Below are 23,721 nucleotides of genomic sequence, written 5' to 3' on the forward strand. Positions count from 1 at the left end.
GCTGCTACTGCGCCGTGGCCTTCAAGCCTGCCAGCAGCAAGCGCTGATACAGATCCTCCTTCAAGCCCTCAGGCGTCGTCAGTTGCATGCGCGCCAGGTGCTGCGGGTACTCCGACGCCTGCGGCGCATCCAGCGCGGCCTTGCCCAACTGGAGGATCTCGGTCAGCTTGAATTTGCTCTTGAGCCAGTTCAACGCCCGCAACAAGTCCCGTTCCTCGCTGGAAAAATCACTGCCCAACGGATACTCCGGGAACAACTGTGGGTGCCGTGCGGCGATGGCCTGCAAGCGCTGCGGGGTGTTGTCGGTGAAGCGCTCTTGCAGGCGGAAATCCTTGGCCAGCTTGCCGGCTTTCTGCGCCTGCTCGATCAAGCCCGGCTGGAAACGTGAATCGCTGATGTTCAGCAGCAATTCGATGACCTTGGCATCGGTTTGACCGCGCAGGTCGGCGATCCCGTACTCGGTGATCACGATGTCGCGCAAGTGGCGCGGGATCGTGCAGTGGCCGTACTGCCAGACGATGTTGGAGCTGATGTCGCCGCCCGACTCACGGCAACTGCGCAGAATCAGGATCGAGCGCGCGCCCTCCAGGGCATGGCCCTGGACGACAAAGTTGTATTGTCCGCCGACCCCACTCAGCACTCGCCCATCCTCCAGTTGGTCCGCTACCCCGGCCCCCATCAGGGTCATGGTGAAGGCACTGTTGATGAAGCGTGCATCCTGGCGCTGCAGGCGCTTGAGCTGCTCCTGCCCGTACAGCTCGTTGATATAGCTGATGGCGGTCATGTTGAATTCGCCGAGCTGGTCCTGGGGCAGATCGCGCAGGCGTTGGTAGAAGCTGCGCGGGCCGAGGAAAAATCCACCGTGAATCGACACCCCGCCCTGCGCCACCGACTCATCCAGGGTGCCGGCATTGGCCTGCTGTTGCAGGGCAACGTCGGGGTAAACCTTGCGCCGCACGATGCCGGCGTCAGACAACGCCAACAGGCCGTTGACGAACATTTCGCTGCAACCGTACAACCCTTTGGCAAAAGGCTCGACGCCCCCTTCGCGACTGATCAGGGGTGCCCAGTAGTGCGCGTCGAGGTCGGTCAGCAGCGCGCGGTAATGCTCGTTGTCCGCTTGCCGCGCGAGCAACGCGGCGGTCAGCGCATCGCCCATGGAGCCAATGCCGATCTGCAGGGTGCCACCGTCGCGCACCAGGGTGCTGGCGTGCAAGCCGATGAAATGATCCTGGAAACCCACCGGCATGTTGGGGGTGGAAAACAGGGTACTGCGCTCCTCCTCGTCGATCAGCCAGTCGAACGTCTCGCGGTCGACTTCTGAATCACCGGGCATGTACGGCAGGTCGCTGTGCACCTGGCCGAGCATCAGGATGGTTTCACCCGCCGCCCTGCGCTTGGCAATCATGGGCAGCAGGTCGAGGGTGATATCGGGATTGCAGCTCAGGCTCAGGCGGCCAGGGTGCTGTGGGTCGTGGGCCACCAGTTGCGCCACCAGGTTCAAGCCGGCGGCGTTGATATCCCGGGCGGCGTGGCTGTAATTGCTGCTGACGTAGTCCTGCTGTGCCGAAGCGCTGTGCAGCAAGCTGCCAGGCTGCATGAAAAACTGCTGGATGTGGATGTTTGCGGGCAGTTGGTCTTTACGCAGGTCAGCGAGGAAGTCCAACTCCGGGTAGTCGCCAAACACGCGCTCGATGAAAGGCTCCAGGAACCGTCGCTGCAGGCCGTCGCCCAGGGGCGGACGACCCAGGCTCAAAGCGGTGTAGACCGTCAGCTGGCGCTCGGGCAGTTGGGCGATGCGTTGATAGAGCGCGTTGACGAAGCGGTTGGGTTTGCCTAATCCCAACGGCATGCCGAGGTGGATGTGCGCGGGTAACCGCGCCAGTACTTCATCGACTGCCTGCTCGATTGAAACGGACTGCACCATCAGACCCCTCCCGACCTATCCATGAATGACGCTAACCCGAGCTTGCCGGGTCTTGCGTGCCATGACCAGTCTTGAGGTCAAATCCCAGGCACAAAAAAGCCGCTCGCAAGCGGCTTTTTTTGCTGAAGACGGCGGCTTATTTCAGGCCGGACATCTTCTGGATGGCGCCTTTGAGGTCATCATCGGAGCAGTCTGCGCAGGTGCCTTTAGGAGGCATTGCGTTGATCCCGGTAATGGCCTTGGCCAGGATGCCGTCAAGGCCGCCCTGGTGATCGGCACGCTCTTTCCAGGCTGCAGTGTCACCGATTTTCGGTGCGCCCAGCAGGCCACTACCGTGGCAAGCGTTGCAATGTTTGGCAATAATCTCATCCGGGGTTTTCGCCCCGCCGCCGCCTGCCGAAGCAGCGACTTCCATCCCCTTGCACTCCTGACCTTGCACACAGACCTGGCCGACTGGTTCAAGGCGCTTGGCAATATCGTCGTTGGTCGCAGCTTGAGCGCTGACTGCCCAAAGGGCCAATACGGTTGCTGGTGCGGCCAGCATTTTCATAATTAGGTTCACGCGTACACCCTCAATGGTGGCTAGTCACGCCCACGGCCACGGTTTCGCAGGCGGGCGCAAGTATAACGGTTAGCCCGCCACACTGAAACAACCCTAAAGTCCTAGGGGTATTAAGTCATGGCGAAATACTGCTCGGGCGCCTCGAAAAACCTTGGCGGACGCCTCTTTTCTTAGAAATTGGCTGGTGTGGCTGCGCTGATTAGTCGCGCAGGCGCATCAAACGGATTGCGGAAACGATGTGGCTTGGTGCTTTCAAAATAGTAGCTGTCACCGGCTTCGAGCACGAAGGTCTCAAGCCCGACCACCAATTCCAGGCGCCCTTCGAGCAGAATCCCGGTTTCCTCCCCTTCGTGGGTAAGCATCTCTTCACCGGTATCGGCACCCGGTGGATAGATCTCGTTGAGGAAGGCGATTGCACGGCTCGGATGGGCCTTGCCCACCAGTTTCATGGTCACCGCGCCATCGGAGATATCGATCAGCTCGTTGGCTTTATAGACGATCTGCGTTGGTTTTTCCTGGAGGATCTCTTCGGAAAAGAACTCGACCATGGACATGGGGATGCCGCCAAGCACCTTCCTCAGCGAACTGATGGAAGGGCTGACACTGTTTTTCTCGATCATGGAAATGGTGCTGTTGGTCACACCCGCGCGTTTGGCGAGCTCACGCTGGGAAAGACCTTTTAGTTTGCGGATCGATTGCAGTCGTTCACCGACGTCCAATGCATTTGCCTCCCAGGATTCAGGTTATGTAAATATTGAGCGTTATCATGGCGACAGCGTTCAGTATTTACAACACTTGAGCCCAGGTCCGGTTCGCCAGCGCCCCAGCGGCTGTACCCCGCGGCCCGTCAGGCCTCGGAATAGAGCCGTGGCACCCGACGCAGGTTGCAGAAGATCTGGTAAGGAATGGTGCCCGCAGCCATCGCGATATCGCTGGCGAGGATGTTTTTGCCCCATAACTCGACCGTCGAACCCAGGCCAGCCTGGGGCACATCGGTCAAATCGATACACAGCATGTCCATCGACACACGCCCCAACAACTGACTGCGCTGCCCCGCCACCAGCACCGGCGTACCGGTCGGCGCCTGCCGCGGATAACCGTCGGCATAGCCCATGGCGACCACACCCAGGCGCATGGGTTTTGGCGTGATGTAACGGGCGCCATAACCCACGGGTTCGCCGGCCGGCAATTCGCGCACACTGATGACTTTCGACTCCAGGGTCATCACCGGCTGTAAACGCGCGGCCACAGAGTTGGCTTCCTCGAACGGGGTGGCGCCATACAGCATGATGCCGGGGCGCACCCAGTCGCTGGGCACCTGCGGCCAACCCAGCACGGCCGGCGAGTTACGCAGGCTGACCTGCGCCGACAAGCCCTGGCGCGCAGCTTCAAATACCGCGACCTGCTCGCCTGCACTGCTGCTATCGAGCTCATCGGCGCGGGCGAAGTGGCTCATCAGCACGATTTTCGCGACCTTGCCGCTGGCCAGCAGCCGTTGATACGCCGCCTGATAATCCGCAGGATGCAGGCCGACGCGGTGCATGCCCGAGTCCAGCTTGAGCCAGACGGTGATCGGCTTGCGCAGCGTCGCCTGCTCGATCGCTTCGAGCTGCCACAACGAATGCACCACACACCACAAATCCTGCTCGACGATCAGCGACAGCTCATCGGCTTCGAAAAAGCCTTCGAGCAGCAACACCGGCGCACGGATGCCAGCAGCGCGCAGCTCCAGGGCTTCTTCGATGCAGGCTACGGCAAACCCATCGGCATCCGCTTCCAGCGCCTGGGCACAGCGCACTGCGCCATGGCCATAGGCATCGGCCTTGATCACCGCGAGGGCGCGCGCCCCCGAGACTTCACGGGCCAGTTGGTAGTTGTGACGCAGGGCTTGCAGATCAATCAGGGCACGAGCAGGACGCATGGCGGCAGGCTTCCAGGCGGTTGGCGGGGAGGGAAGAAAAAACCGGCGCTGAAGACAGTATGAACCGCCAACAGCACCGGCAGAGGGATCGTTTACGGCAGAGCGGCGACTATCGACACTTCTACCAGGATTTCTGGTTCGCACAGCTTGGCTTCCACCGTCGCCCGCGCTGGCGCGACGTTTTTCGGCAGCCAGCTGTCCCAGACACTGTTCATGCCCTGGAAGTCGGCATCGATGTCTTTCAGGTAGATCGTCGCCGACAGTAACCGGGTCTTGTCGGTACCGGCCAGATCGAGCAAACGCTCGATGTTGGCCAGGGTCTCGCGGGTCTGCTGTTCAACTCCGGCGTTCATGTCGTCGCCGACCTGTCCTGCCAGGTACACCGTACCGCTGTGGACTACGATCTGGCTCAAACGCTCATTGGTGAGCTGGCGCTGGATTGACATGTTTTGCAGACTCCTGGTGGGTGTTGCCATAGCGAGAAATATCGAGGCCTTCGGCGCTGATCTGCGGCGTTTTCTTGGCCATCAGATCGGCGAGCAGGCGGCCGGAGCCACAGGCCATGGTCCAGCCGAGCGTGCCGTGACCGGTGTTCAGGAACAGGTTCTTGAACGGGGTGGCACCAACAATCGGCGTGCCATCCGGCGTGGTCGGACGCAGGCCGGTCCAGAAACTGGCTTGCTGCAGGTCGCCGCCCTGAGGATAGAGATCGTTGACGATCATCTCCAGCGTTTCACGCCGACGCGGGTTCAGCGACAGGTCAAAACCGGCAATCTCCGCCATGCCACCGACGCGGATGCGGTTGTCGAAACGGGTGATCGCGACCTTGTAGGTCTCGTCGAGAATGGTCGAGGTCGGAGCCATGGCCGGATTGGTGATCGGCACGGTCAGCGAGTAACCCTTGAGCGGATACACCGGGGCCTTGATGCCCAACGGCTTGAGCAACTGCGGCGAGTAACTGCCCAGCGCCAGCACGTAGCGGTCGGCGGTTTCCAGCTTGCCGTCAATCCACACACCGTTGATCCGGTCACCGGCGAAGTCCAGGCGCTGGATGTCCTGACCGAAGCGGAATTCAACGCCCAGCTTGATCGCCATTTCCGCCAGGCGGGTGGTGAAGATCTGGCAGTCGCCGGTCTGGTCGTTCGGCAGGCGCAGGGCACCGGCCAGGATGTCGGTGACGCTGGCCAGGGCCGGTTCGACGCGGGCAATGCCGGCGCGGTCGAGCAGCTCGAACGGCACACCGGACTCCTTGAGTACAGCGATGTCCTTGGCGGCGCCATCCAGTTGCGCCTGGGTACGGAACAGCTGGGTGGTCCCCAGGCTGCGGCCTTCGTAGGCGATACCGGTTTCGGCGCGCAATTCGTCGAGGCAGTCACGGCTGTACTCGGACAGGCGGACCATGCGCTCCTTGTTCACCGCATAACGGCTGGCGGTACAGTTGCGCAGCATCTGCGCCATCCACAGGTACTGGTCGATATCGGCGGTGGCCTTGATGGCCAGCGGGGCGTGGCGCTGCAACAGCCACTTGATGGCCTTGAGCGGCACACCCGGAGCAGCCCATGGCGACGCATAGCCCGGCGATACCTGGCCGGCGTTGGCGAAACTGGTTTCCATGGCAGCGGCCGGTTGACGATCCACGACCGTCACTTCAAAGCCGGCCCGAGCCAGATAGTAGGCACTGGCGGTACCGATTACGCCGCTACCCAAGACCAGAACGCGCATTTTTTTATCCCTCATCGCGGCAAACCGCTGACGTTGTTGTGTACAAGCAATGATGAGCGCAGTGTAAAAAACATTTGCCAGTGCTTTTCACTATATAAGTGCCTATATTTGGCGACAATTCTCGGCAATTTGGCTTTTCACGGAGGCGCATCCCCTATGCGGACCAACACTCAAACCAAACGTGAGCTGGACAAGATCGACCGCAACATCCTGCGCATCCTCCAGGCTGACGGGCGCATTTCGTTTACTGAGCTGGGGGAGAAGGTCGGCCTGTCGACCACGCCCTGTACCGAGCGGGTGCGGCGCCTGGAGCGCGAAGGGATCATCATGGGCTACAACGCCCGGCTCAATCCGCAACACCTCAAGGGCAGCTTGCTGGTGTTCGTCGAGATCAGCCTGGACTACAAGTCCGGTGACACCTTCGAAGAGTTCCGCCGCGCGGTGCTGAAACTGCCGCACGTACTGGAATGCCACTTGGTATCCGGGGACTTCGACTACCTGGTGAAGGCACGGATTTCCGAGATGGCCTCGTACCGCAAATTGCTCGGCGATATCCTGCTCAAACTGCCCCACGTGCGTGAGTCCAAGAGCTACATCGTGATGGAAGAGGTGAAGGAGAGCCTGAGCTTGCCGATTCCGGATTGAGGCCTGTGGTAAGTGTCCGTGCGCTGTGACCTACACCAAAACCTGTCGGTTAGCAGCCATGTACTCGAACACCTGCGCCTCGACCCGTGGGTGGATCAACTCCACCGGTCCGCGACCGTTGGGGCATGGCAGGGTCTTGGTGGTGCCGAACAAGCGACAGATCAGCGGCCGCTCGCCATACACGGTGCAGCCATTGGGACCCAGGTGTACGCAGTTCAGCTCGTCCAGGGCGGCATCCTGCTCGGCGCGAGTCTTGCGCGGCAGGCGGGACATTTCTTCCGGCGACGTGGTGACCGGACCACAGCAGTCATGACAGCCGGGCACGCACTCGAACGAGGGAATCTGCTGGCGCAGGGTACGAACGGTCTCGCGGTTGCAGCTCATCGAAACAAATACCCCTAAGGTGAACAAGGTCGGATTTTGCCCTAAAAGCCCTGCGCCAGACAGCAACAACCGACCAGTGTTGCCCAGGCAGAAAGGTCCGGCTTATGCTCCGTAAAATTTACTCAACACCCGATAATCAGGATCAACCCATGACTGCCCGTGTTCAGCCGCCTGTCCCGAGCACCCATATCGCCTCCTATTACGCCGCCAGCAGCCTGCCGCAGCCGGATCATCCGGTACTTGCCGGTGAGCAACTGGCCGACGTGTGCGTGGTGGGCGGTGGTTTTTCCGGCCTGAACACAGCCATTGAACTGGCCCAGCGCGGTCTTCGCGTGGTGCTGCTGGAAGCACACAAAATCGGCTGGGGCGCCAGCGGACGTAATGGCGGGCAGTTGATTCGTGGTGTCGGCCATGGCCTGGACCAATTCAGCAATGTGCTGGGGGCCGAAGGCGTACGCCAGATGAAACTGATGGGCCTGGAGGCGGTGGACATCGTTCGCCAGCGGGTCGAGCAGTTCCAGATCCCCTGCGACCTGACCTGGGGCTACTGCGACCTCGCCAACAAACCCCGCGACTTGGAAGGTTTCGCCGCGGACGCGGACGAACTGCGCAGCCTCGGTTATCGCCACACCACCCGCCTGCTGCAAGCGCACGAGATGCACAGCGTGGTGGGCTCAGACCGCTACGTGGGCGGACTGATCGACATGGGCTCGGGGCACCTGCACCCGCTGAACCTGGCCCTGGGTGAAGCCGCTGCCGCCCAGCAACTGGGGGTCCGTCTGTTCGAGCAATCGGCAGTGACCCGCATCGACTACGGGCCCGAGGTCAAGGTCCACACCGCGCAAGGTTCGGTCCGCGCCAAGACCCTGGTGCTGGGCTGCAACGCCTACCTCAATCACCTCAACCCGCACCTGAGCGGCAAAGTGCTGCCCGCCGGCAGCTACATCATCGCCACCGAACCCTTGAGTGAAGAGCAGGCCCACGCCCTGCTGCCGCAGAACATGGCCGTGTGCGACCAACGCGTGGCGCTGGACTACTACCGGCTTTCGGCAGACCGACGCCTGCTGTTCGGCGGCGCCTGCCACTATTCGGGCCGCGATCCGGCGGACATCGGCGCCTACATGCGACCGAAGATGCTGGAGGTTTTCCCGCAATTGAGCGCGGTGAAGATCGACTATCAGTGGGGCGGCATGATCGGCATCGGCGCCAACCGCCTGCCCCAGATTGGCCGGCTCAAGGACCAGCCGAATGTGTATTACGCCCAGGCGTACTCCGGACACGGGGTGAATGCCACTCACCTGGCCGGCAAACTACTGGGTGAAGCCATCAGCGGCCAGCACAGCGGCGGTTTCGACCTGTTCGCCAAAGTACCGCACGTGACCTTCCCGGGCGGCCGCTACTTGCGCTCGCCATTGCTGGCCCTGGGGATGTTGTGGCACCGACTCAAAGAGCTGGCCTGATCCGAAGAGCCGCTCAAAGCTGCCAGAACGGCTTCAGCCCCTCTTCCCTCGCCTGCTCACGACTCAAGCCGACATCGCGCAGTTGTTCCGGGGTGAGTTCGAGCAGGGTCTTGCGCGTGTGCAGACGGTGCCACAGCAAACCCCAGCGCCCCAGGCAGGACGGGGCATTGCGGATCGCCGTCGGCATGCCCTGGTCGTGCCCTGCCACCAGTTCCTGACTGTGTAACGTCAGCCGCACATCGCTCAAGCCGTTCATTTTTAGTGCTCCTGTTTACTTGGGTAGCCAGAGATTCCATGATGCGCGGGCAGGCAAAACCATTACAGATTCAATGGACCTGTATTACCTCCATACAGATTTGCTGAATTAACCGCTGAATGATGGTTTTTTTCCTGATCTGTACTGGTCCCTCCTCTCACACCGAGGCTGAAACATGACGCTGTACGTCAACCTCGCCGAATTGCTCGGCACGCGCATCGAACAGGGCTTCTACCGGCCCGGTGACCGTCTGCCTTCCGTGCGGGCCTTGAGTGTCGAGCATGGGGTCAGCCTGAGCACGGTGCAGCAGGCCTATCGGGTGCTGGAGGACAGCGGGCTGGCGCGGCCCAAGCCCAAGTCCGGCTACTTTGTCCCTGTGGGGCGGGAACTGCCCGAACTGCCGGCGGTAGGCCGCCCGGCCCAGCGCCCGGTCGACATCTCCCAGTGGGACCAGGTGCTGGAGCTGATCCGCGCCGTGCCACGCAAGGACGTGGTGCAACTGGGCCGCGGCATGCCGGATATCACCACACCGACCATGCAGCCCCTGCTGCGCAGCCTGGCGCGGATCAGTCGGCGCCAGGACATGCCGGGGCTGTACTACGACAATATCTACGGGGTGCTGGAACTGCGCGAGCAGATCGCCCGCCTGCTGCTCGATTCAGGCAGCCAACTGAGCGCCAGCGACCTGGTGATCACCACGGGCTGCCACGAAGCGTTGTCCACCAGCATTCGCGCCATCTGCGAACCAGGCGACATCGTCGCGGTGGACTCGCCGAGCTTTCACGGCGCCATGCAGACCCTCAAGGGGCTGGGTATGAAGGCCCTGGAGATTCCCACCGACCCCCTCACCGGGATCAGTCTCGACGCCCTGGAACTGGCCCTCGAGCAGTGGCCGATCAAAGCCATACAGTTGACCCCCAACTGCAACAACCCGCTCGGCTACATCATGCCGGAGTCGCGCAAACGTGCGCTGTTGACCCTGGCACAACGGTTTGACGTGGCGATTATCGAAGACGATGTGTATGGCGAACTGGCCTACACCTACCCTCGACCGCGCACCATCAAGTCCTTCGATGAAGACGGTCGCGTGCTGCTCTGCAGTTCGTTCTCCAAGACCCTGGCACCTGGGCTGCGGATTGGCTGGGTCGCTCCCGGACGGTACCTGGAGCGGGTGCTGCACATGAAATACATCAGCACCGGCTCGACCGCGCCACAACCGCAAATTGCCATCGCCGAGTTTCTCAAGGGCGGGCATTTCGAGCCGCATCTACGGCGAATGCGTAACCAATACCAGCGCAATCGCGACCTGATGCTCGATTGGGTCAGCCGCTACTTTCCCCTCGGCACCCGCGCCAGCCGCCCCCAGGGCAGCTTCATGCTGTGGGTCGAACTGCCGGAAGGGTTTGATACGCTCAAGCTCAATCGGGTGCTGCTCGACCAGGGCGTACAGATCGCCGTTGGCAGTATTTTCTCCGCCTCAGGCAAGTACCGTAATTGCCTGCGCATGAACTACGCAGCCAAACCCACGGCTCAGGTCGAGGAAGCGGTGCGTAAGGTGGGTGCAGCGGCGATCGCCCTGCTGGCCGAGGCCAGCTAGTTCATCTGGGAACTCGATGCCCGAGAGCTTCCCAGGCGCCATCGGCACGCCGCGACGACTTCGCCAGCCGTGCCATACTCCCTACCTGCCCATCTGCAGGAACATTCGACTTGCGCCGAAAAAACGCCCTGCTCTGCCTGATGCTCGCCGCGTTGCTGAGCAGTTGCGCCTCGCTCAACGTGCCCCGCGAGCCTAGCCAGGCATTGCCTGCTGCCGAGTCCTCTTTCGGGCGCTCGATCCAGGCCCAGGCCGCCCCCCATGAAGGGCGATCCGGATTTCGCCTGCTATCGGACAGCAGCGAAGCCTTCGCCGCCCGTGCCGAGTTGATCCGCAATGCGCAGCGCAGCCTCGACCTGCAGTACTACATCGTCCACGACGGTATCAGTACCCGACTGCTGGTCAGCGAACTGCTCAAGGCCGCTGACCGAGGCGTGCGCGTGCGCATCCTGCTCGACGACCTCACCAGCGATGGCCAGGTCCAGACCATTGCCACACTGGCCGCTCACCCACAGATTCAGATTCGCCTGTTCAATCCGCTGGAATTGGGCCGCAGCACCGGCGTCACTCGCACCATGGGCCGCCTGCTCAATCTCTCGCTGCAGCACCGGCGCATGCACAACAAGCTGTGGCTGGCGGACAACAGCGCCGCCATTGTCGGCGGGCGCAACCTGGGCGACGAGTACTTCGATGCGCAGCCCAAGCTGAATTTCACCGACATCGACCTGCTGGGTGTCGGACCCGTCGCTGAGCAGCTCGGCCACAGCTTCGATCAGTACTGGAACAGCGCCCTGAGCAAGCCGATCGATGAGTTTGTCTCCAGCCAGCCCACGGCCAAGGACCTGGCCGAGACCCGCGCGCAGCTGCAAGCGTCCCTGGACGAAAGCCATCGGCAAAACCAGGCCCTGTACCAGCAGTTGAAGGCCTACCAGACCGATCCGCGCCTGGACCTCTGGCGCAGCGAGCTGATCTGGGCCTGGAACCAGGCGTTGTGGGACGCTCCGAGCAAAGTGCTGGCCAAGGGTGAGCCGGATCCGCAACTGCTACTGACCACCCAACTGGCCCCCGAACTGCAAGGGGTGAGCAAAGAGCTGATCATGATCTCAGCCTACTTTGTGCCCGGCCCACCCGGACTGGTGTATCTCACCGGGCGGGCCGATGCCGGAGTGTCCGTCAGCTTCCTGACCAACTCGCTGGAGGCCACCGATGTGCCCGCCGTCCACGGCGGCTACGCCCCTTACCGCAAGGCGCTGCTGGAGCACGGCGTGCAACTGTTTGAACTACGCCGGCAACCGGGCGAAGGCGGCGGTAGCGGGCCAAGCCTGTTTCGCAGTTCCAGCTACCGCGGCTCCGAATCCAGCCTGCACAGCAAGGCGATCATCTTCGATCGCCAAAAGGCGTTCATCGGCTCATTCAACTTCGACCCGCGCTCGGTGCTGTGGAACACCGAAGTCGGGGTGCTGGTCGACAGCCCGGCGCTTGCCGAGCGTGTTCGTGAACTCGCCCTGGAAGGCATGGCGCCTCCTCTCAGCTATGCGGTGCGGTTACAAGAGGGCCAACTGGTCTGGGTCACTGAAGACGATGGCAAGCTGCACACCCTGACTCGCGAGCCGGGAAACTGGTGGCGCCGCTTCAATGCCTGGTTCAGCGACACCCTGGGCCTGGAGCGGATACTGTAAACCCGGATCTCAGATCGGCGCCGCCGCCTCGCCAAACGCCCCTTGGCGCAGCAACAACAACACCAGGCCAAAGGCCCCGGCCGCCATCAGTAATGGCAAGGCGTGTCCGCTGACCCACTGACTGCCGGCACCCGCTGCAAGCGGGCCAATCAAGCAACCGATACCCCAGAGTTGGGCGATGTGGGCGTTGGCCCGCACCAGCGCATCATCGCGATAACGCTCGCCCACCAGAATCAGCGACAAGGTGAACAAGCCGCCGGCACTGGCACCGAACAGCACCCACAGCGGCCAGATCAGCAAGGTATCGAGCAACAGCGGAATCGCCAGGCTCGACAGCATCAGAATCACCGCGCAGCCGGCAAACAAGGTGCGCCGCGACAGATAGTCCGCGAGGGCGCCAATGGGCAATTGCAGCAACGCATCGCCGACTACCACGGTGCTGACCATGGCCAGGGCAATTTCTGCGGTGAACCCCTGTTGCAGGCAATACACCGGAAGCAGGGTCAGGATCATCGCCTCGAACGCAGCAAACAACGACACCGCCCAAGCGATCGCCGGCAGGCCACGGCAGAAACCCAACAGGTCACTGAAGGTCACACTCAGGGCTTCGCTGCTCGGTGCCCCGCTACGCCCCATCAAGACCAGCGGCGAAGTCACCAGCAGCGCGACCCCGACCCAGAAACCGATATCGTTGTCGGTGCCCAGCACCCCCAGCAACAACGGTCCAGCCAATTGACTCAAGGCATAGCTGCAGCCATACAGCGCCACCAGCCGGCCACGCCATTGCTCAACCACCAACTGGTTGATCCAGCTCTCGCCGAGAATGAACACGATGGTCAGGATGACCCCGATCATCAGCCGCAGTACCAGCCACACCGGGTAGCTGGGCAACAACGCCAGCAGGCCAATGGAGAGGGCTCCGGCCCACAAGCACAGGCGCATCAGGTTAGCCGTACCCAGGCGAGCCGCCAGGTGGCTGGAGATCTTCGCCCCCAGCAGGACGCCAATTGCCGGCATGGCCGCCATCACCCCGATTGCAAACGCGCCATAACCCCAGCTTTCCAGGCGAAACGACACCAACGGCATGCTCACGCCCAGGGCGAGGCCGACACTCAGGACCGAGGCCAGAACGGCGAAATAAGTCGCCCAACGCATGTTCCACGCTCCTGTGGATATTCTTATGTGTGGCACAAAGCAATGTGGGAGCGAACCCGCTCGCGATGGCGGCGCAACATTCAACACGACGTCGACTGTCATACCGCTATCGCGAGCAAGCTCGCTCCCACAAGGGATCTACGTCGTTCAGGGAGCCAGGCTCCCTGAAAGGCTTACAGCTTGATCCAGGTCGCCTTCAGCTCGGTGTACTTGTCGAACGCGTGCAGCGACTTGTCACGGCCGTTGCCCGATTGCTTGAATCCGCCGAACGGTGCGGTCATGTCGCCGCCATCGTACTGGTTGACCCACACGCTACCGGCGCGCAGTGCCTTGGCGGTCAGGTGAGCCTTGGAAATGTCCTTGGTCCATACCGCTGCGGCCAGGCCATACGGCGTGTCGTTGGCGATCTGGATAGCCTCCTCGGCGGTATCAAAGGTGATGACCGACAGTACCGGGCCGAAGATTTCTTCCTGGGCAATCTTCATGGCATTGCTCACGCCGTCGAAAATCGTCGGCTCCACGTAGGTGCCACCGGTTTCCTCGAGGATGCGCTTGCCGCCCGCCACCAGCTTGGCGCCGTCGGTATGCCCAGACTCGATGTACGACAGCACGGTGTTCATTTGCTGGGTATCGACCAACGCACCCACGGTGGTAGACGGGTCCAGCGGGTTGCCTGGCTTCCAGGTTTTCAGGGCCTCGATCACCAGTGGCAGGAACTTGTCCTTGATCGAACGCTCGACCAGCAGGCGTGAACCGGCGGTGCAGACTTCGCCCTGGTTGAAGGCAATTGCGCCAGCAGCGGATTCGGCGGCGGCCTGCAGGTCCGGCGCATCGGCAAACACGATGTTCGGGCTCTTGCCGCCGGCTTCCAGCCAGACGCGCTTCATGTTCGACTCGCCGGAGTAGATCATCAGTTGCTTGGCGATCTTGGTCGAACCGGTGAACACCAGGGTATCGACATCCATGTGCAGGGCCAGGGCCTTGCCCACGGTGTGGCCGTAGCCTGGCAGTACGTTGAGCACGCCTTTGGGGATACCGGCCTCGACGGCCAGGGCCGCGATGCGGATGGCGGTCAGCGGGGATTTTTCGGACGGCTTGAGGATCACCGAGTTACCGGTGGACAGCGCAGGACCGAGTTTCCAGCACGCCATCATCAGCGGGAAGTTCCACGGCACGATAGCGCCCACCACGCCCACAGGCTCACGGGTCACCAGGCCCAGTTGATCATGAGGGGTCGCGGCCACTTCATCGTAGATCTTGTCGATCGCTTCACCGCTCCAGCTCAGCGCCTGGGCGGCACCAGGAACGTCGATGTCCAGGGAGTCGCTGATCGGCTTACCCATGTCCAGGGTTTCCAGCAGGGCCAGTTCCTGGGCATTTTGCTTGAGCAGGCCGGCGAAGCGGATCATCACGGCCTTGCGCTTGGCCGGGGCCAGGCGAGACCAGACACCGGAATTGAACGTGGCGCGGGCATTGTCCACGGCGCGCTGGGCGTCGGCGGCATCACAGCTGGCAATCTTGCCCAGCAGACGGCCATCGACCGGGCTGATGCACTCGAAGGTCTCGCCGGAGACCGCATCGGTGTATTCGCCATTGATGTAGGCGCGGCCTTCGATTTTCAGGTCGCGGGCACGTTGTTCCCAGTCGGCACGAGTCAGGGTGGTCATACGAGTGTCCTCCTCTTATTGAATACGACACCCGCGTTCTTCGCGGGCGCTGTCAGGAATTCTGCCCGGCCAGCCTTGCAATCGGCCCTAGGCACCCGCCACCCTAAACCAGCCACACCTCAAGTTTCAATATATTTGACACAAGGCCGGCAAACGACCTTGCGATGTTCATTTTAATAAACATAGACTCGGGGCTTTCCAAGCAAACACGGGGGGATTACCAGAATGAGCATCCAGGACATCGTCGATTTCAGCCAGGCCGGCACCGCCGCCGAACGCTACCGCCCGGACGCGGCCAAAATTCTCAAGGGCGACCCTGAGCAGACCGTCTACAACCACTACAACAGCCCGTGCGGCCAGCTCAATGCCGGGGTCTGGGAAGGCGCAGTCGGTCAGTGGACGGTGAATTTCACCGAACACGAATACTGCGAAATCGTCCAAGGGGTTTCGGTGTTGCGCGACACCGACGGCAATGCCAAGACCCTGCGCACCGGTGACCGATTTGTCATCCCGGCCGGGTTCCGTGGCACCTGGGAAGTCCTGGAAACGTGCCGAAAGATCTACGTGGCGTTTGAACAAAAGCCATAAATAAATACCGCATAACGGGTCATGGCCGGGAGGAGGATCGAGCCGTCCCCAGGGACACATGAAAAGGCTTGCATCTCGCGATACCGGCCTTTCCAACAGGAGCGCACAGGACGTGCCTCAATCCAGACCTACAACGCAAGGAGGCAACATGCCAGATACTCCAGACTCATGCGACGTCACCATCGCTGAGTACACCATCGGCCAGACCTACACCCTTCAGTTGCTCGAGGAAGTGCGAGCCCTGGCCAATGGCGCACCGGTGCGGGTCACCGGCCCTCGCCATGCATCAGACCGCAAGCGAGTCCCGCGACGGATCAGCCTGCTGACCAATGCCGACAATGTCATCGTCAGCATTCAGTGCGGTTGAGCAACTGAAGCTTTTCCCAGGCCCACAAAAAAGGCCCGTATCTTGCGATACGGGCCTTTTTCTCAAGAGGGAAAAATCAATTACTTGATTTTGCCTTCCTTGTAGATCACGTGCTTGCGAACAACCGGATCAAATTTCTTGATCTCGATTTTGTCCGGAGTAGTGCGCTTGTTCTTGTCGGTAGTGTAGAAGTGACCAGTACCGGCGCTCGAAATCAAACGAATCAATTCACGCATGATTAGCTCCCTTAGATCTTGCCAGCTTTGCGGATTTCGGCCAGCACGACAGTGATGCCACGCTTGTCGATGATACGCATGCCTTTGGCAGATACGCGCAGACGCACGAAACGTTTCTCTTCTTCAACCCAGAAGCGATGATGCTGCAGGTTCGGCAGGAAACGACGACGGGTTTTGTTGTTTGCGTGGGAAATGTTATTCCCAGTCACCGGACCCTTACCGGTAACTTGACATACTCTCGACATGCCTCAGCCCTCTAAAACCACATGCCCAACCCGGCATGGGTTGGCCGCTTAATCTCTCAGTCATTTGGCGCCAGGCGCCGCGTTTCTTTAGAGGTCTTACCGGCTACACCTACAGTGAAGGAACCGGGCCCCTAGAAAAGAGCGCTGCTTTATACCAGAAAGACCCCATAGCAACAACTATTGGTGTGAAGAGAGTTTTCAAAAACCCCGGAATTACGGCGCCAGACGCCTTGGATAAAGGCTATCGATGGTAGCGACCGCTCGTCGCAGAGCATCGCCCTGCTCCCCCATATGGAGGGTACCGGCACGCCACCTTACGCTAATTCGCTGCGCCCGAAGCGCAATAAACAGCGAAAATACGTACCGTCGAGCAGGACACAAAACAAAAAGGGGATAGTCATTTGCCGGGCAGGCCACTAGGGTAAGCCTTTTCCAGACTGCACTCGCAGATGGGCCTTCGATCTGCAAAGGAATCCACACATGCGCCTCGCTGCCCTACCGCTGTTGCTTGCCCCACTCTTGCTGAGCCCTTTGGCCCAGGCTGCCGCCCTGAGCGTCTGCACCGAGGCCAGCCCGGAAGGGTTCGATGTCGTTCAATACAACTCGCTGACCACCACCAACGCCTCGGCCGACGTGTTGATGAATAGCCTGGTGGACTTTGACACCGCCAGTGGCAAGGTCGTGCCGAGCCTGGCCGATAGCTGGGAAGTCTCGGCCGACGGCCTGACCTATGTCTTCAGGCTGCGCCCGGAGGTGAAGTTCCATCGCACCGAGTACTTCACCCCGACGCGTACCTTGACCGCCGAAGACGTGAAGTTCAGCTTCGACCGTATGCTGGACCCCGCGCAGCCATGGCACAAAATCGCCCAGAGTGGCTTCCCGCACGCCCAATCCATGCAGTTGCCTGCGCTGATCAAGAAAATCGACGCACTCGACCCGCTGACCATTCGTTTCACCCTTGACCACCCCGACTCGACCTTCCTCGCCACGCTGAGCATGGGTTTCGCCTCGATCTACTCGGCTGAATACGCCGATCAGTTGCTCAAGGCTGGCACACCCGAGAAACTCAATAACCAGCCGATCGGCACCGGGCCGTTCATTTTCGGGCGCTTCCAAAAAGACGCATCGATCCGCTACAAGGCCAACCGCGACTACTTCGCCGGCAAGCCCGCGATCGACACCCTGGTGTTCGCCATCACCCCGGACGCCAACGTGCGCCTGCAGAAGCTGCGGCGCAACGAGTGCCAGATCGCCCTGTCGCCCAAGCCGCTGGACGTCCAGGCTGCCGCCAAGGAGCCGAACCTCAAGATCGAGAGCACGCCGGCCTTCATGACCGCCTTCGTCGCCATCAATAGCCAGCATCCGCCGCTGGACAAACCGGAGGTGCGCCAGGCGATCAATCTGGCCTTCGACAAGGCCAGCTACCTCAAGGCCGTGTTCGAGGACACCGCCCAAGCCGCCAACGGCCCTTACCCGCCCAACACCTGGAGCTATGCCAAGGACCTGCCGGGCTACCCGAAGGACCTCACCAAGGCCCGCGCGCTGATGGCCAAGGCAGGACTCAAGGACGGCTTCAAGACCACGATCTGGACCCGCCCTTCCGGCAGCCTGCTCAACCCCAACCCAAGCCTGGGCGCTCAATTATTGCAGGCTGACCTGGCGGAAATAGGGATTCAGGCAGAAATACGCGTGATCGAATGGGGCGAACTGATTCGTCGGGCCAAAGCCGGCGAGCACGACCTGCTGTTCATGGGCTGGGCCGGTGACAACGGCGATCCAGACAACTTCCTGACCCCGCAATTCTCCTGCGCGGGCGTGAAGTCCGGGACCAACTTCGCACGATACTGCGATCAAGGCCTGGACAAGCTGATCAACGCCGGCAAGACCACCACCGAGCAGGGCGTGCGCACCAAGCTCTACGAACAGGCCCAGGGGCAGATCCAGCAGCAGGCGCTGTGGCTACCCCTGGCCCACCCGACCGCCTATGCCCTGACCCGCAAGGATGTCCAGGGTTACTCGGTCAGCCCGTTCGGCCGCCAGGACTTCTCGAAAATCAAACCGTAGGAGCAGCCGGGCGGCACTCCGCTTGTTCGCGAATTTAGTTTATCGCGAGCAAGCTTTGCTCCTGCATGGCCATGGATGGGGGGCGCATTCGGCACCTAGATCCACCCATACTCGGCCATCGACAACGGATCACCATCACCCACGATGAAATGGTCGAGCACCCGCACATCGACCAACTCCATCGTCTCCTGCAAACGCTTGGTCAGCACCCGGTCGGCCGGGCTCGGCTCGGCGTTTCCCGAGGGGTGGTTGTGACACAGGATCAACGCCGCCGCGTTGTGCGCCAGGGCGCGCTTGACCACCTGGCGCGGATGCACGCTAGTGGTGTCGATCGAGCCGCGAAAGAGGATTTCGAATGCCAGGACCCGATGCCGGGAATCGAGGAACAGGCAGGCAAACACTTCATGGGGCTCATGCCGCAGCATGGCCTTGAGGTAGTTGCGCACCTCGATCGGACTCTTGAGTACGGATGCCTGGCGCAGGTGCTCGGCCAAATGCCGACGCGCCATCTCCAGCACCGCCTGCAACTGGGCGAATTTCGCCGGCCCCAGCCCCAACTGGCCGACAAACGTTTGCTGGTCCGCCTCCAGCAAGTTACGCAAGCCGCCAAACTGCTGCAGCAAGTGCCTGGCCAGGTCCACCGCGCTTTTCCCGGCGACCCCGGTGCGCAGAAAGATCGCCAGCAATTCGGCATCGGACAGACTCGCCGGCCCCAGCCCCAGAAGTTTCTCCCGCGGCCGCTCTGTCGTCGGCCAATCTCGAATGCTCATAGCACCTCCCTGTCGATGGGCGCCGCTGTTCCCTAGCGGTCGCTGTGATATCGTAGCCCATCTTTTTTGCGGGCGATTGTTCCCTGGGGAGGGGGTTTCGCCACGTATGTCACCAACGAATTGAAAGGCAGACCTATGCAGCGGCTGTATCGGAAACGCATCGTTCTGGGCGTCGGCGGCGGCATTGCTGCCTACAAGAGCGCCGAACTGGTTCGCCGCCTGATCGACCAGGGCGCCGAAGTGCGCGTGGTCATGACCCGCGGCGGCAGCGAGTTCATCACCCCGCTGACCATGCAGGCCCTCTCCGGGCACCCGGTGCACCTGGACCTGCTGGACCCTGCGGCCGAAGCCGCGATGGGCCACATCGAGCTCGCCAAGTGGGCTGACCTGGTGCTGATCGCCCCCGCCACGGCGGACCTGATCGCCCGTCTGGCCCAAGGCATCGCCAACGACCTGCTGACCACCCTGGTGTTGGCCACCGACGCCACCGTGGCTCTGGCGCCGGCCATGAACCAGGCGATGTGGCGCGACCCGGCCACCCAGGCCAATACCCAGTTGCTTGAAAGCCGCGGCTTCAAGGTCTTCGGCCCGGCCTCGGGCAGCCAGGCCTGCGGCGACGTCGGCATGGGCCGCATGATGGAGGCCGATGACCTGGCCCAGTGCGCCGCCGATTGCTTCCAGCGCCAGGCGCTGACCGGTCGGCACGTGCTGATCACTGCCGGTCCGACCCAGGAAAACATTGACCCGGTGCGCTACATCACCAACCACAGCTCCGGAAAAATGGGCTTTGCCCTGGCCGAAGCTGCGGTGGAAGCCGGCGCCCGTGTGACCCTGATCACCGGCCCCGTGCACCTGCCGACTCCGGACCGGGTGACGCGCATCGACGTGGTCAGTGCCCGCGACATGCTGGCCGCCTGCGAGGCCGCTATCCCTTGCGACCTGTTCATCGCGTCTGCTGCGGTTGCGGACTACCGGCCGGAAGTCGTCGCCCCGCAAAAACTCAAGAAAGACCCTACAACTGGCGACGGCTTCGTCCTGCAAATGGTCCGTAACCCTGACATTCTGGCCACCATTGCCACCCGACCTGATCGTCCGTTCAGCGTCGGATTCGCCGCCGAAACCGAACACCTGCTCGATTACGCCGCACGCAAGCTCAAGGACAAGAACCTCGACCTGATCGTCGCCAACGACGTGGCCAACCCCAGCATTGGCTTCAACAGCGAGGAAAACGCCTGCAGCGTGATCGACCGTGAGTTGCACGCCACCCTTTTTGCCCAGACCAGCAAGGGCAAGATTGCCCGCCAGCTGATCACTTTTATCGCCGAACGTCTGAACCAGGTTTAATTCGTATGCACGCTTTGCAAGCCAAGATCCTCGACCCACGCATCGGCAGCGAATTTCCGCTGCCCCAGTACGCCACTCCCGGTTCCGCCGGCCTTGACCTGCGGGCGATGCTGGAACAGGACACCGTCATCAAGCCGGGAGAAACCCTGCTGATCCCTACTGGCCTGTCGGTATACATCGGCGATCCGGGCCTGGCCGCGTTGATCCTGCCGCGCTCGGGCCTGGGCCACAAACATGGCATCGTGCTGGGTAATCTGGTCGGTCTGATCGATTCCGATTACCAGGGGCCACTGATGGTGTCCTGCTGGAACCGTGGCCAGACCGACTTCAACATTGTGGTGGGTGAGCGGCTGGCCCAGTTGGTGCTGGTACCGGTGGTGCAGGCGCACTTCGATCTGGTTGAAGAGTTCGTTGAAACCGAACGCGGCACCGGTGGTTTCGGCCATTCCGGCAGCCACTGATAACACCAGTGCCAGGACCGGGCGCTCTGCACGGCCCTGGCACTACGCTTTGCATTTCAGGATGAACCTTGCACAGACGCCAACTGCAGGATCTGGCGAGCGAATTCAAGACAACAGTCGACTGCACAAGTGCCAGCCCCATGGCATGGCACTTGTGCACCACGAACTCTGTACCGAAAACGCCGTCAAAGCCTTCAGTTTGAACCCGTCGACGAACCTCTCGTCGGCCCGTCCAGCAACCTTTGAGTTGGAGCAACCCCAGTGATGAGCAACACAACCCGCGTCGCCCCTGCATTTCCCGACAGCATCTTTCGCGCCTACGATATCCGTGGCGTGGTCCCGCAGACCCTGACCGCTGAAACGGCCTACTGGATCGGTCGCGCCATCGGCGCCCAGACCCTGGCCCAGGATGAGCCGAACATCAGCGTCGGTCGTGACGGCCGCCTGTCCGGTCCGGAACTGGTCGAGCAACTGATCCAGGGCCTGGCCGATGCCGGCTGCCATGTCAGCGACGTCGGCCTGGTGCCAACCCCGGCGCTGTACTACGCCGCCAACGTCCTCGCGGGCAAGTCCGGGGTGATGCTCACCGGCAGCCATAACCCGTCGGACTACAACGGCTTCAAAATCGTGATCGCTGGCGACACCCTGGCCAACGAACAGATTCAGGCCCTGCACCAGCGCCTGAAAAGCAACAACCTGACTAGCGGCCAAGGCAGCATCACCAAGGTCGAGATTCTCGATCGCTACAGCGCCCAGATTGTCCAGGACATCAAGCTCGCACGCCGCCTGAAAGTGGTGGTTGACTGCGGTAACGGCGCTGCCGGCGTGATTGCCCCACAGCTGATCGAGGCCCTGAATTGCGAAGTGATCCCGCTGTTCTGCGAAGTCGACGGCAACTTCCCCAACCATCACCCGGACCCGGGCAAACCGGAAAACCTGGTGGACCTGATCGCCAAGGTCAAGCAAACCAATGCCGACCTGGGCCTGGCCTTCGACGGTGATGGTGACCGTGTCGGCGTAGTGACCAATACCGGCGACATCGTGTTCCCGGACCGCCTGCTGATGCTGTTTGCCAAGGACGTGGTAGCACGCAACCCGGACGCCGAGATCATCTTCGACGTCAAATGCACCCGTCGCCTGACCCCGCTGATCAAGGAGTACGGCGGTCGACCACTGATGTGGAAAACCGGTCACTCGCTGATCAAGAAAAAAATGAAGCAGACCGGCGCCCTGCTCGCTGGCGAAATGAGCGGGCACATCTTCTTCAAGGAGCGCTGGTTCGGTTTCGACGACGGCATCTACAGCGCCGCTCGCCTGCTGGAGATCCTCAGCCAGGAGAAATCCACGGCCCAGGAACTGTTCGAGACCTTCCCGAACGATATTTCTACGCCGGAAATCAATATCCATGTGACCGAAGAGAGCAAATTCAGCATCATTGATGCACTGCACGACGCCCAGTGGGGCGACGGCGCCGACCTGACCACCATCGACGGTGTACGGGTCGACTACGCCAAGGGCTGGGGCCTGGTTCGCGCCTCCAACACCACACCGGTGCTGGTGCTGCGCTTCGAGGCCGACGACGAGGCCGAATTGCAGCGCATCAAGGATGTGTTCCACGCTCAACTGAAACGTGTCGCACCTGACCTCCAACTCCCGTTTTGATTATTTGAAGCGCCTTTTACACAAGTGCCGGAGCCCTGAATGACCCTCGAACGCGAAGCCGCCGCCAACACCGCCAAGGTCCTGTCCGAAGCGCTGCCTTACATTCGCCGCTATGTCGGCAAGACGCTGGTGATCAAATACGGCGGCAACGCGATGGAAAGCGAGGAGCTGAAAACCGGCTTCGCCCGCGACATCGTGATGATGAAAGCCGTGGGCATCAACCCGGTGGTAGTGCACGGTGGCGGCCCGCAAATCGGTGACCTGCTCAAGCGCCTGTCGATCGAGAGTCATTTCATCGACGGCATGCGCGTGACAGACGCCCAGACCATGGACGTGGTGGAGATGGTCCTCGGCGGTCAGGTCAACAAGGACATCGTCAACCTGATCAACCGCCATGGCGGCAGCGCCATCGGCCTGACCGGCAAGGACGCCGAGCTGATTCGCGCGAAGAAGCTCACCGTTACACGCCAGACGCCGGAGATGACCCAACCGGAAATCATCGACATCGGGCAAGTGGGCGAAGTGGTCGGGATCAATACCGATCTGCTCAACCTGCTGGTCAAGGGCGACTTCATCCCGGTGATCGCGCCAATCGGCGTGGGGGCCAACGGTGAGTCGTACAACATCAACGCCGACCTGGTGGCCGGTAAAGTGGCCGAAGCGCTGAAAGCTGAGAAGCTGATGCTGCTGACCAACATCGCCGGCCTGATGGACAAGTCAGGCACTGTGCTGACTGGCCTGACGACCCAACAGGTCGACGAACTGATCGCCGACGGCACCATCTACGGTGGCATGCTACCGAAGATCCGTTGCGCGCTGGAAGCGGTTCAGGGCGGCGTGGGCAGTTCGCTGATCATCGATGGCCGGGTACCCAATGCGATCCTGCTGGAAATCTTCACCGATACCGGCGTGGGCACCCTGATCAGCAATCGCAAGCGTCCTTAAGCGCTGGCACCTGCAAAAAGACCCCGCTCAGCCTGGCTGAGCGGGGTCTTTTTTTGCCTGCGGTCCT

Annotated in this window: 23 protein-coding genes and 1 pseudogene; 11 read left to right on the forward strand and 13 right to left on the reverse strand. The window is 61.5% G+C overall.

Going from position 1 to position 23,721, the window contains the following annotated elements:
* Nucleotides 1-4 precede the first annotated feature (4 nt).
* From PspS04_RS26700 to dadA, 6 genes are all read right to left on the reverse strand, one after another.
* Nucleotides 5-1,927, reverse strand: a complete 1,923-nt coding sequence (locus tag PspS04_RS26700) for an acetyl-CoA hydrolase/transferase C-terminal domain-containing protein (RefSeq protein ID WP_159998568.1) — start codon at nucleotides 1,925-1,927, stop codon at nucleotides 5-7.
* A 136-nt stretch (nucleotides 1,928-2,063) separates the two neighbouring features.
* Nucleotides 2,064-2,477 carry a c-type cytochrome gene (locus PspS04_RS26705; protein ID WP_095164845.1) on the reverse strand — a complete coding sequence of 138 codons (414 nt, stop codon included), beginning with the start codon at nucleotides 2,475-2,477 and terminating at the stop codon, nucleotides 2,064-2,066.
* 182 nt (nucleotides 2,478-2,659) lie between these two features.
* Nucleotides 2,660-3,208 (reverse strand): cupin domain-containing protein, encoded by a 549-nt coding sequence (locus PspS04_RS26710; RefSeq protein WP_019694258.1) that lies wholly within the window; start codon nucleotides 3,206-3,208, stop codon nucleotides 2,660-2,662.
* A 128-nt stretch (nucleotides 3,209-3,336) separates the two neighbouring features.
* Nucleotides 3,337-4,410 carry an alanine racemase gene (gene alr, locus PspS04_RS26715; protein ID WP_159998570.1) on the reverse strand — a complete coding sequence of 358 codons (1,074 nt, stop codon included), beginning with the start codon at nucleotides 4,408-4,410 and terminating at the stop codon, nucleotides 3,337-3,339.
* A 92-nt stretch (nucleotides 4,411-4,502) separates the two neighbouring features.
* A complete protein-coding gene (locus tag PspS04_RS26720; RefSeq protein WP_095164849.1) occupies nucleotides 4,503-4,856 on the reverse strand; it encodes a RidA family protein in 354 nt (117 codons plus the stop codon).
* Entirely contained in the window at nucleotides 4,828-6,132 is a 1,305-nt protein-coding gene (gene dadA / locus PspS04_RS26725) for a D-amino acid dehydrogenase (RefSeq protein ID WP_095164851.1), read from the reverse strand. Before dadA ends, PspS04_RS26720 begins: the two co-directional genes overlap by 29 nt.
* A gap of 156 nt (nucleotides 6,133-6,288) precedes the next feature.
* On the opposite strand from dadA, the gene PspS04_RS26730 reads away from it, so the two are divergent.
* Nucleotides 6,289-6,777, forward strand: a complete 489-nt coding sequence (locus PspS04_RS26730; RefSeq protein WP_003177284.1) for an Lrp/AsnC ligand binding domain-containing protein — start codon at nucleotides 6,289-6,291, stop codon at nucleotides 6,775-6,777.
* Between the two features lie 30 nt (nucleotides 6,778-6,807).
* Here the strand turns inward: PspS04_RS26730 and PspS04_RS26735 are convergent, their stop codons facing one another.
* Nucleotides 6,808-7,161 (reverse strand): YkgJ family cysteine cluster protein, encoded by a 354-nt coding sequence (locus PspS04_RS26735; RefSeq protein WP_095164853.1) that lies wholly within the window; start codon nucleotides 7,159-7,161, stop codon nucleotides 6,808-6,810.
* A gap of 149 nt (nucleotides 7,162-7,310) precedes the next feature.
* On the opposite strand from PspS04_RS26735, the gene PspS04_RS26740 reads away from it, so the two are divergent.
* Complete coding sequence (locus tag PspS04_RS26740; protein WP_095164855.1) at nucleotides 7,311-8,621, forward strand: NAD(P)/FAD-dependent oxidoreductase; 1,311 nt, start codon at nucleotides 7,311-7,313, stop codon at nucleotides 8,619-8,621.
* Nucleotides 8,622-8,634: 13 nt separating this feature from the next.
* Here the strand turns inward: PspS04_RS26740 and PspS04_RS26745 are convergent, their stop codons facing one another.
* On the reverse strand, nucleotides 8,635-8,877 hold the full coding sequence (locus PspS04_RS26745) for a DUF1127 domain-containing protein (RefSeq protein WP_095164856.1): 243 nt from the start codon (nucleotides 8,875-8,877) through the stop codon (nucleotides 8,635-8,637).
* Nucleotides 8,878-9,052: 175 nt separating this feature from the next.
* Here PspS04_RS26745 and PspS04_RS26750 point away from each other — a divergent pair, with 175 nt between their 5' ends.
* Together PspS04_RS26750 and PspS04_RS26755 are read left to right on the forward strand one after the other, a co-directional pair.
* On the forward strand, nucleotides 9,053-10,474 hold the full coding sequence (locus PspS04_RS26750; protein WP_159998572.1) for an aminotransferase-like domain-containing protein: 1,422 nt from the start codon (nucleotides 9,053-9,055) through the stop codon (nucleotides 10,472-10,474).
* Nucleotides 10,475-10,614: 140 nt separating this feature from the next.
* On the forward strand, nucleotides 10,615-12,150 hold the full coding sequence (locus tag PspS04_RS26755) for a phospholipase D family protein (protein ID WP_159998932.1): 1,536 nt from the start codon (nucleotides 10,615-10,617) through the stop codon (nucleotides 12,148-12,150).
* Between the two features lie 9 nt (nucleotides 12,151-12,159).
* On the opposite strand, the gene PspS04_RS26760 is transcribed toward PspS04_RS26755, so the two are convergent.
* Both PspS04_RS26760 and PspS04_RS26765 read right to left on the reverse strand, forming a co-directional pair.
* The gene (locus PspS04_RS26760; RefSeq protein ID WP_095164862.1) at nucleotides 12,160-13,305 is read right to left on the reverse strand and encodes an MFS transporter; all 1,146 of its coding nucleotides are present in this window, start codon (nucleotides 13,303-13,305) and stop codon (nucleotides 12,160-12,162) included.
* 173 nt (nucleotides 13,306-13,478) lie between these two features.
* On the reverse strand, nucleotides 13,479-14,972 hold the full coding sequence (locus PspS04_RS26765; protein WP_095164864.1) for an aldehyde dehydrogenase: 1,494 nt from the start codon (nucleotides 14,970-14,972) through the stop codon (nucleotides 13,479-13,481).
* A 225-nt stretch (nucleotides 14,973-15,197) separates the two neighbouring features.
* On the opposite strand from PspS04_RS26765, the gene PspS04_RS26770 reads away from it, so the two are divergent.
* Nucleotides 15,198-15,560 (forward strand): cupin domain-containing protein, encoded by a 363-nt coding sequence (locus PspS04_RS26770; RefSeq protein ID WP_159998574.1) that lies wholly within the window; start codon nucleotides 15,198-15,200, stop codon nucleotides 15,558-15,560.
* A gap of 148 nt (nucleotides 15,561-15,708) precedes the next feature.
* On the forward strand, nucleotides 15,709-15,927 hold the full coding sequence (locus PspS04_RS26775; protein ID WP_159998576.1) for a peptidase inhibitor: 219 nt from the start codon (nucleotides 15,709-15,711) through the stop codon (nucleotides 15,925-15,927).
* An 80-nt stretch (nucleotides 15,928-16,007) separates the two neighbouring features.
* Here PspS04_RS26775 and rpmG read toward each other — a convergent pair whose 3' ends face one another.
* Both rpmG and rpmB read right to left on the reverse strand, forming a co-directional pair.
* On the reverse strand, nucleotides 16,008-16,163 hold the full coding sequence (gene rpmG, locus PspS04_RS26780; protein WP_007894709.1) for a 50S ribosomal protein L33: 156 nt from the start codon (nucleotides 16,161-16,163) through the stop codon (nucleotides 16,008-16,010).
* A gap of 11 nt (nucleotides 16,164-16,174) precedes the next feature.
* Nucleotides 16,175-16,408 (reverse strand): 50S ribosomal protein L28, encoded by a 234-nt coding sequence (gene rpmB, locus PspS04_RS26785; protein ID WP_007894701.1) that lies wholly within the window; start codon nucleotides 16,406-16,408, stop codon nucleotides 16,175-16,177.
* A 480-nt stretch (nucleotides 16,409-16,888) separates the two neighbouring features.
* On the opposite strand from rpmB, the gene PspS04_RS26790 reads away from it, so the two are divergent.
* Complete coding sequence (locus PspS04_RS26790; RefSeq protein WP_159998578.1) at nucleotides 16,889-18,472, forward strand: ABC transporter substrate-binding protein; 1,584 nt, start codon at nucleotides 16,889-16,891, stop codon at nucleotides 18,470-18,472.
* Nucleotides 18,473-18,567: 95 nt separating this feature from the next.
* On the opposite strand, the gene radC is transcribed toward PspS04_RS26790, so the two are convergent.
* A complete protein-coding gene (gene radC, locus PspS04_RS26795) occupies nucleotides 18,568-19,242 on the reverse strand; it encodes a RadC family protein (RefSeq protein ID WP_159998580.1) in 675 nt (224 codons plus the stop codon).
* 135 nt (nucleotides 19,243-19,377) lie between these two features.
* Here radC and coaBC point away from each other — a divergent pair, with 135 nt between their 5' ends.
* The 4 genes and pseudogenes from coaBC (at nucleotide 19,378) to argB (ending at nucleotide 23,654) form a co-directional block, all read left to right on the forward strand.
* Nucleotides 19,378-20,586 (forward strand): bifunctional phosphopantothenoylcysteine decarboxylase/phosphopantothenate--cysteine ligase CoaBC, encoded by a 1,209-nt coding sequence (gene coaBC / locus PspS04_RS26800; RefSeq protein WP_159998582.1) that lies wholly within the window; start codon nucleotides 19,378-19,380, stop codon nucleotides 20,584-20,586.
* Nucleotides 20,587-20,591: 5 nt separating this feature from the next.
* Nucleotides 20,592-21,047 (forward strand): dUTP diphosphatase, encoded by a 456-nt coding sequence (gene dut / locus PspS04_RS26805; RefSeq protein ID WP_095081992.1) that lies wholly within the window; start codon nucleotides 20,592-20,594, stop codon nucleotides 21,045-21,047.
* Nucleotides 21,048-21,302: 255 nt separating this feature from the next.
* Nucleotides 21,303-22,709: pseudogene (locus PspS04_RS26810) on the forward strand (phosphomannomutase/phosphoglucomutase); the annotation flags it as partial.
* A 39-nt stretch (nucleotides 22,710-22,748) separates the two neighbouring features.
* Complete coding sequence (argB, locus tag PspS04_RS26815; protein WP_095164880.1) at nucleotides 22,749-23,654, forward strand: acetylglutamate kinase; 906 nt, start codon at nucleotides 22,749-22,751, stop codon at nucleotides 23,652-23,654.
* Nucleotides 23,655-23,721: the final 67 nt, after the last annotated feature.

The organism is Pseudomonas sp. S04, assembly GCF_009834545.1.
Lineage (GTDB): Bacteria > Pseudomonadota > Gammaproteobacteria > Pseudomonadales > Pseudomonadaceae > Aquipseudomonas.

Coding starts and splice junctions, on each gene's coding strand:
- PspS04_RS26700 (WP_159998568.1), bottom strand. CDS start 1,927: ATGGTGCAGTCCGTTTCAATCGAGCAGGCAGTCGATGAAGTACTGGCG.
- PspS04_RS26705 (WP_095164845.1), bottom strand. CDS start 2,477: ATGAAAATGCTGGCCGCACCAGCAACCGTATTGGCCCTTTGGGCAGTC.
- alr (WP_159998570.1), bottom strand. CDS start 4,410: ATGCGTCCTGCTCGTGCCCTGATTGATCTGCAAGCCCTGCGTCACAAC.
- PspS04_RS26720 (WP_095164849.1), bottom strand. CDS start 4,856: ATGTCAATCCAGCGCCAGCTCACCAATGAGCGTTTGAGCCAGATCGTA.
- dadA (WP_095164851.1), bottom strand. CDS start 6,132: ATGCGCGTTCTGGTCTTGGGTAGCGGCGTAATCGGTACCGCCAGTGCC.
- PspS04_RS26730 (WP_003177284.1), top strand. CDS start 6,289: ATGCGGACCAACACTCAAACCAAACGTGAGCTGGACAAGATCGACCGC.
- PspS04_RS26735 (WP_095164853.1), bottom strand. CDS start 7,161: ATGAGCTGCAACCGCGAGACCGTTCGTACCCTGCGCCAGCAGATTCCC.
- PspS04_RS26740 (WP_095164855.1), top strand. CDS start 7,311: ATGACTGCCCGTGTTCAGCCGCCTGTCCCGAGCACCCATATCGCCTCC.
- PspS04_RS26745 (WP_095164856.1), bottom strand. CDS start 8,877: ATGAACGGCTTGAGCGATGTGCGGCTGACGTTACACAGTCAGGAACTG.
- PspS04_RS26750 (WP_159998572.1), top strand. CDS start 9,053: ATGACGCTGTACGTCAACCTCGCCGAATTGCTCGGCACGCGCATCGAA.
- PspS04_RS26755 (WP_159998932.1), top strand. CDS start 10,615: ATGCTCGCCGCGTTGCTGAGCAGTTGCGCCTCGCTCAACGTGCCCCGC.
- PspS04_RS26760 (WP_095164862.1), bottom strand. CDS start 13,305: ATGCGTTGGGCGACTTATTTCGCCGTTCTGGCCTCGGTCCTGAGTGTC.
- PspS04_RS26765 (WP_095164864.1), bottom strand. CDS start 14,972: ATGACCACCCTGACTCGTGCCGACTGGGAACAACGTGCCCGCGACCTG.
- PspS04_RS26770 (WP_159998574.1), top strand. CDS start 15,198: ATGAGCATCCAGGACATCGTCGATTTCAGCCAGGCCGGCACCGCCGCC.
- PspS04_RS26775 (WP_159998576.1), top strand. CDS start 15,709: ATGCCAGATACTCCAGACTCATGCGACGTCACCATCGCTGAGTACACC.
- rpmG (WP_007894709.1), bottom strand. CDS start 16,163: ATGCGTGAATTGATTCGTTTGATTTCGAGCGCCGGTACTGGTCACTTC.
- rpmB (WP_007894701.1), bottom strand. CDS start 16,408: ATGTCGAGAGTATGTCAAGTTACCGGTAAGGGTCCGGTGACTGGGAAT.
- PspS04_RS26790 (WP_159998578.1), top strand. CDS start 16,889: ATGCGCCTCGCTGCCCTACCGCTGTTGCTTGCCCCACTCTTGCTGAGC.
- radC (WP_159998580.1), bottom strand. CDS start 19,242: ATGAGCATTCGAGATTGGCCGACGACAGAGCGGCCGCGGGAGAAACTT.
- coaBC (WP_159998582.1), top strand. CDS start 19,378: ATGCAGCGGCTGTATCGGAAACGCATCGTTCTGGGCGTCGGCGGCGGC.
- dut (WP_095081992.1), top strand. CDS start 20,592: ATGCACGCTTTGCAAGCCAAGATCCTCGACCCACGCATCGGCAGCGAA.
- argB (WP_095164880.1), top strand. CDS start 22,749: ATGACCCTCGAACGCGAAGCCGCCGCCAACACCGCCAAGGTCCTGTCC.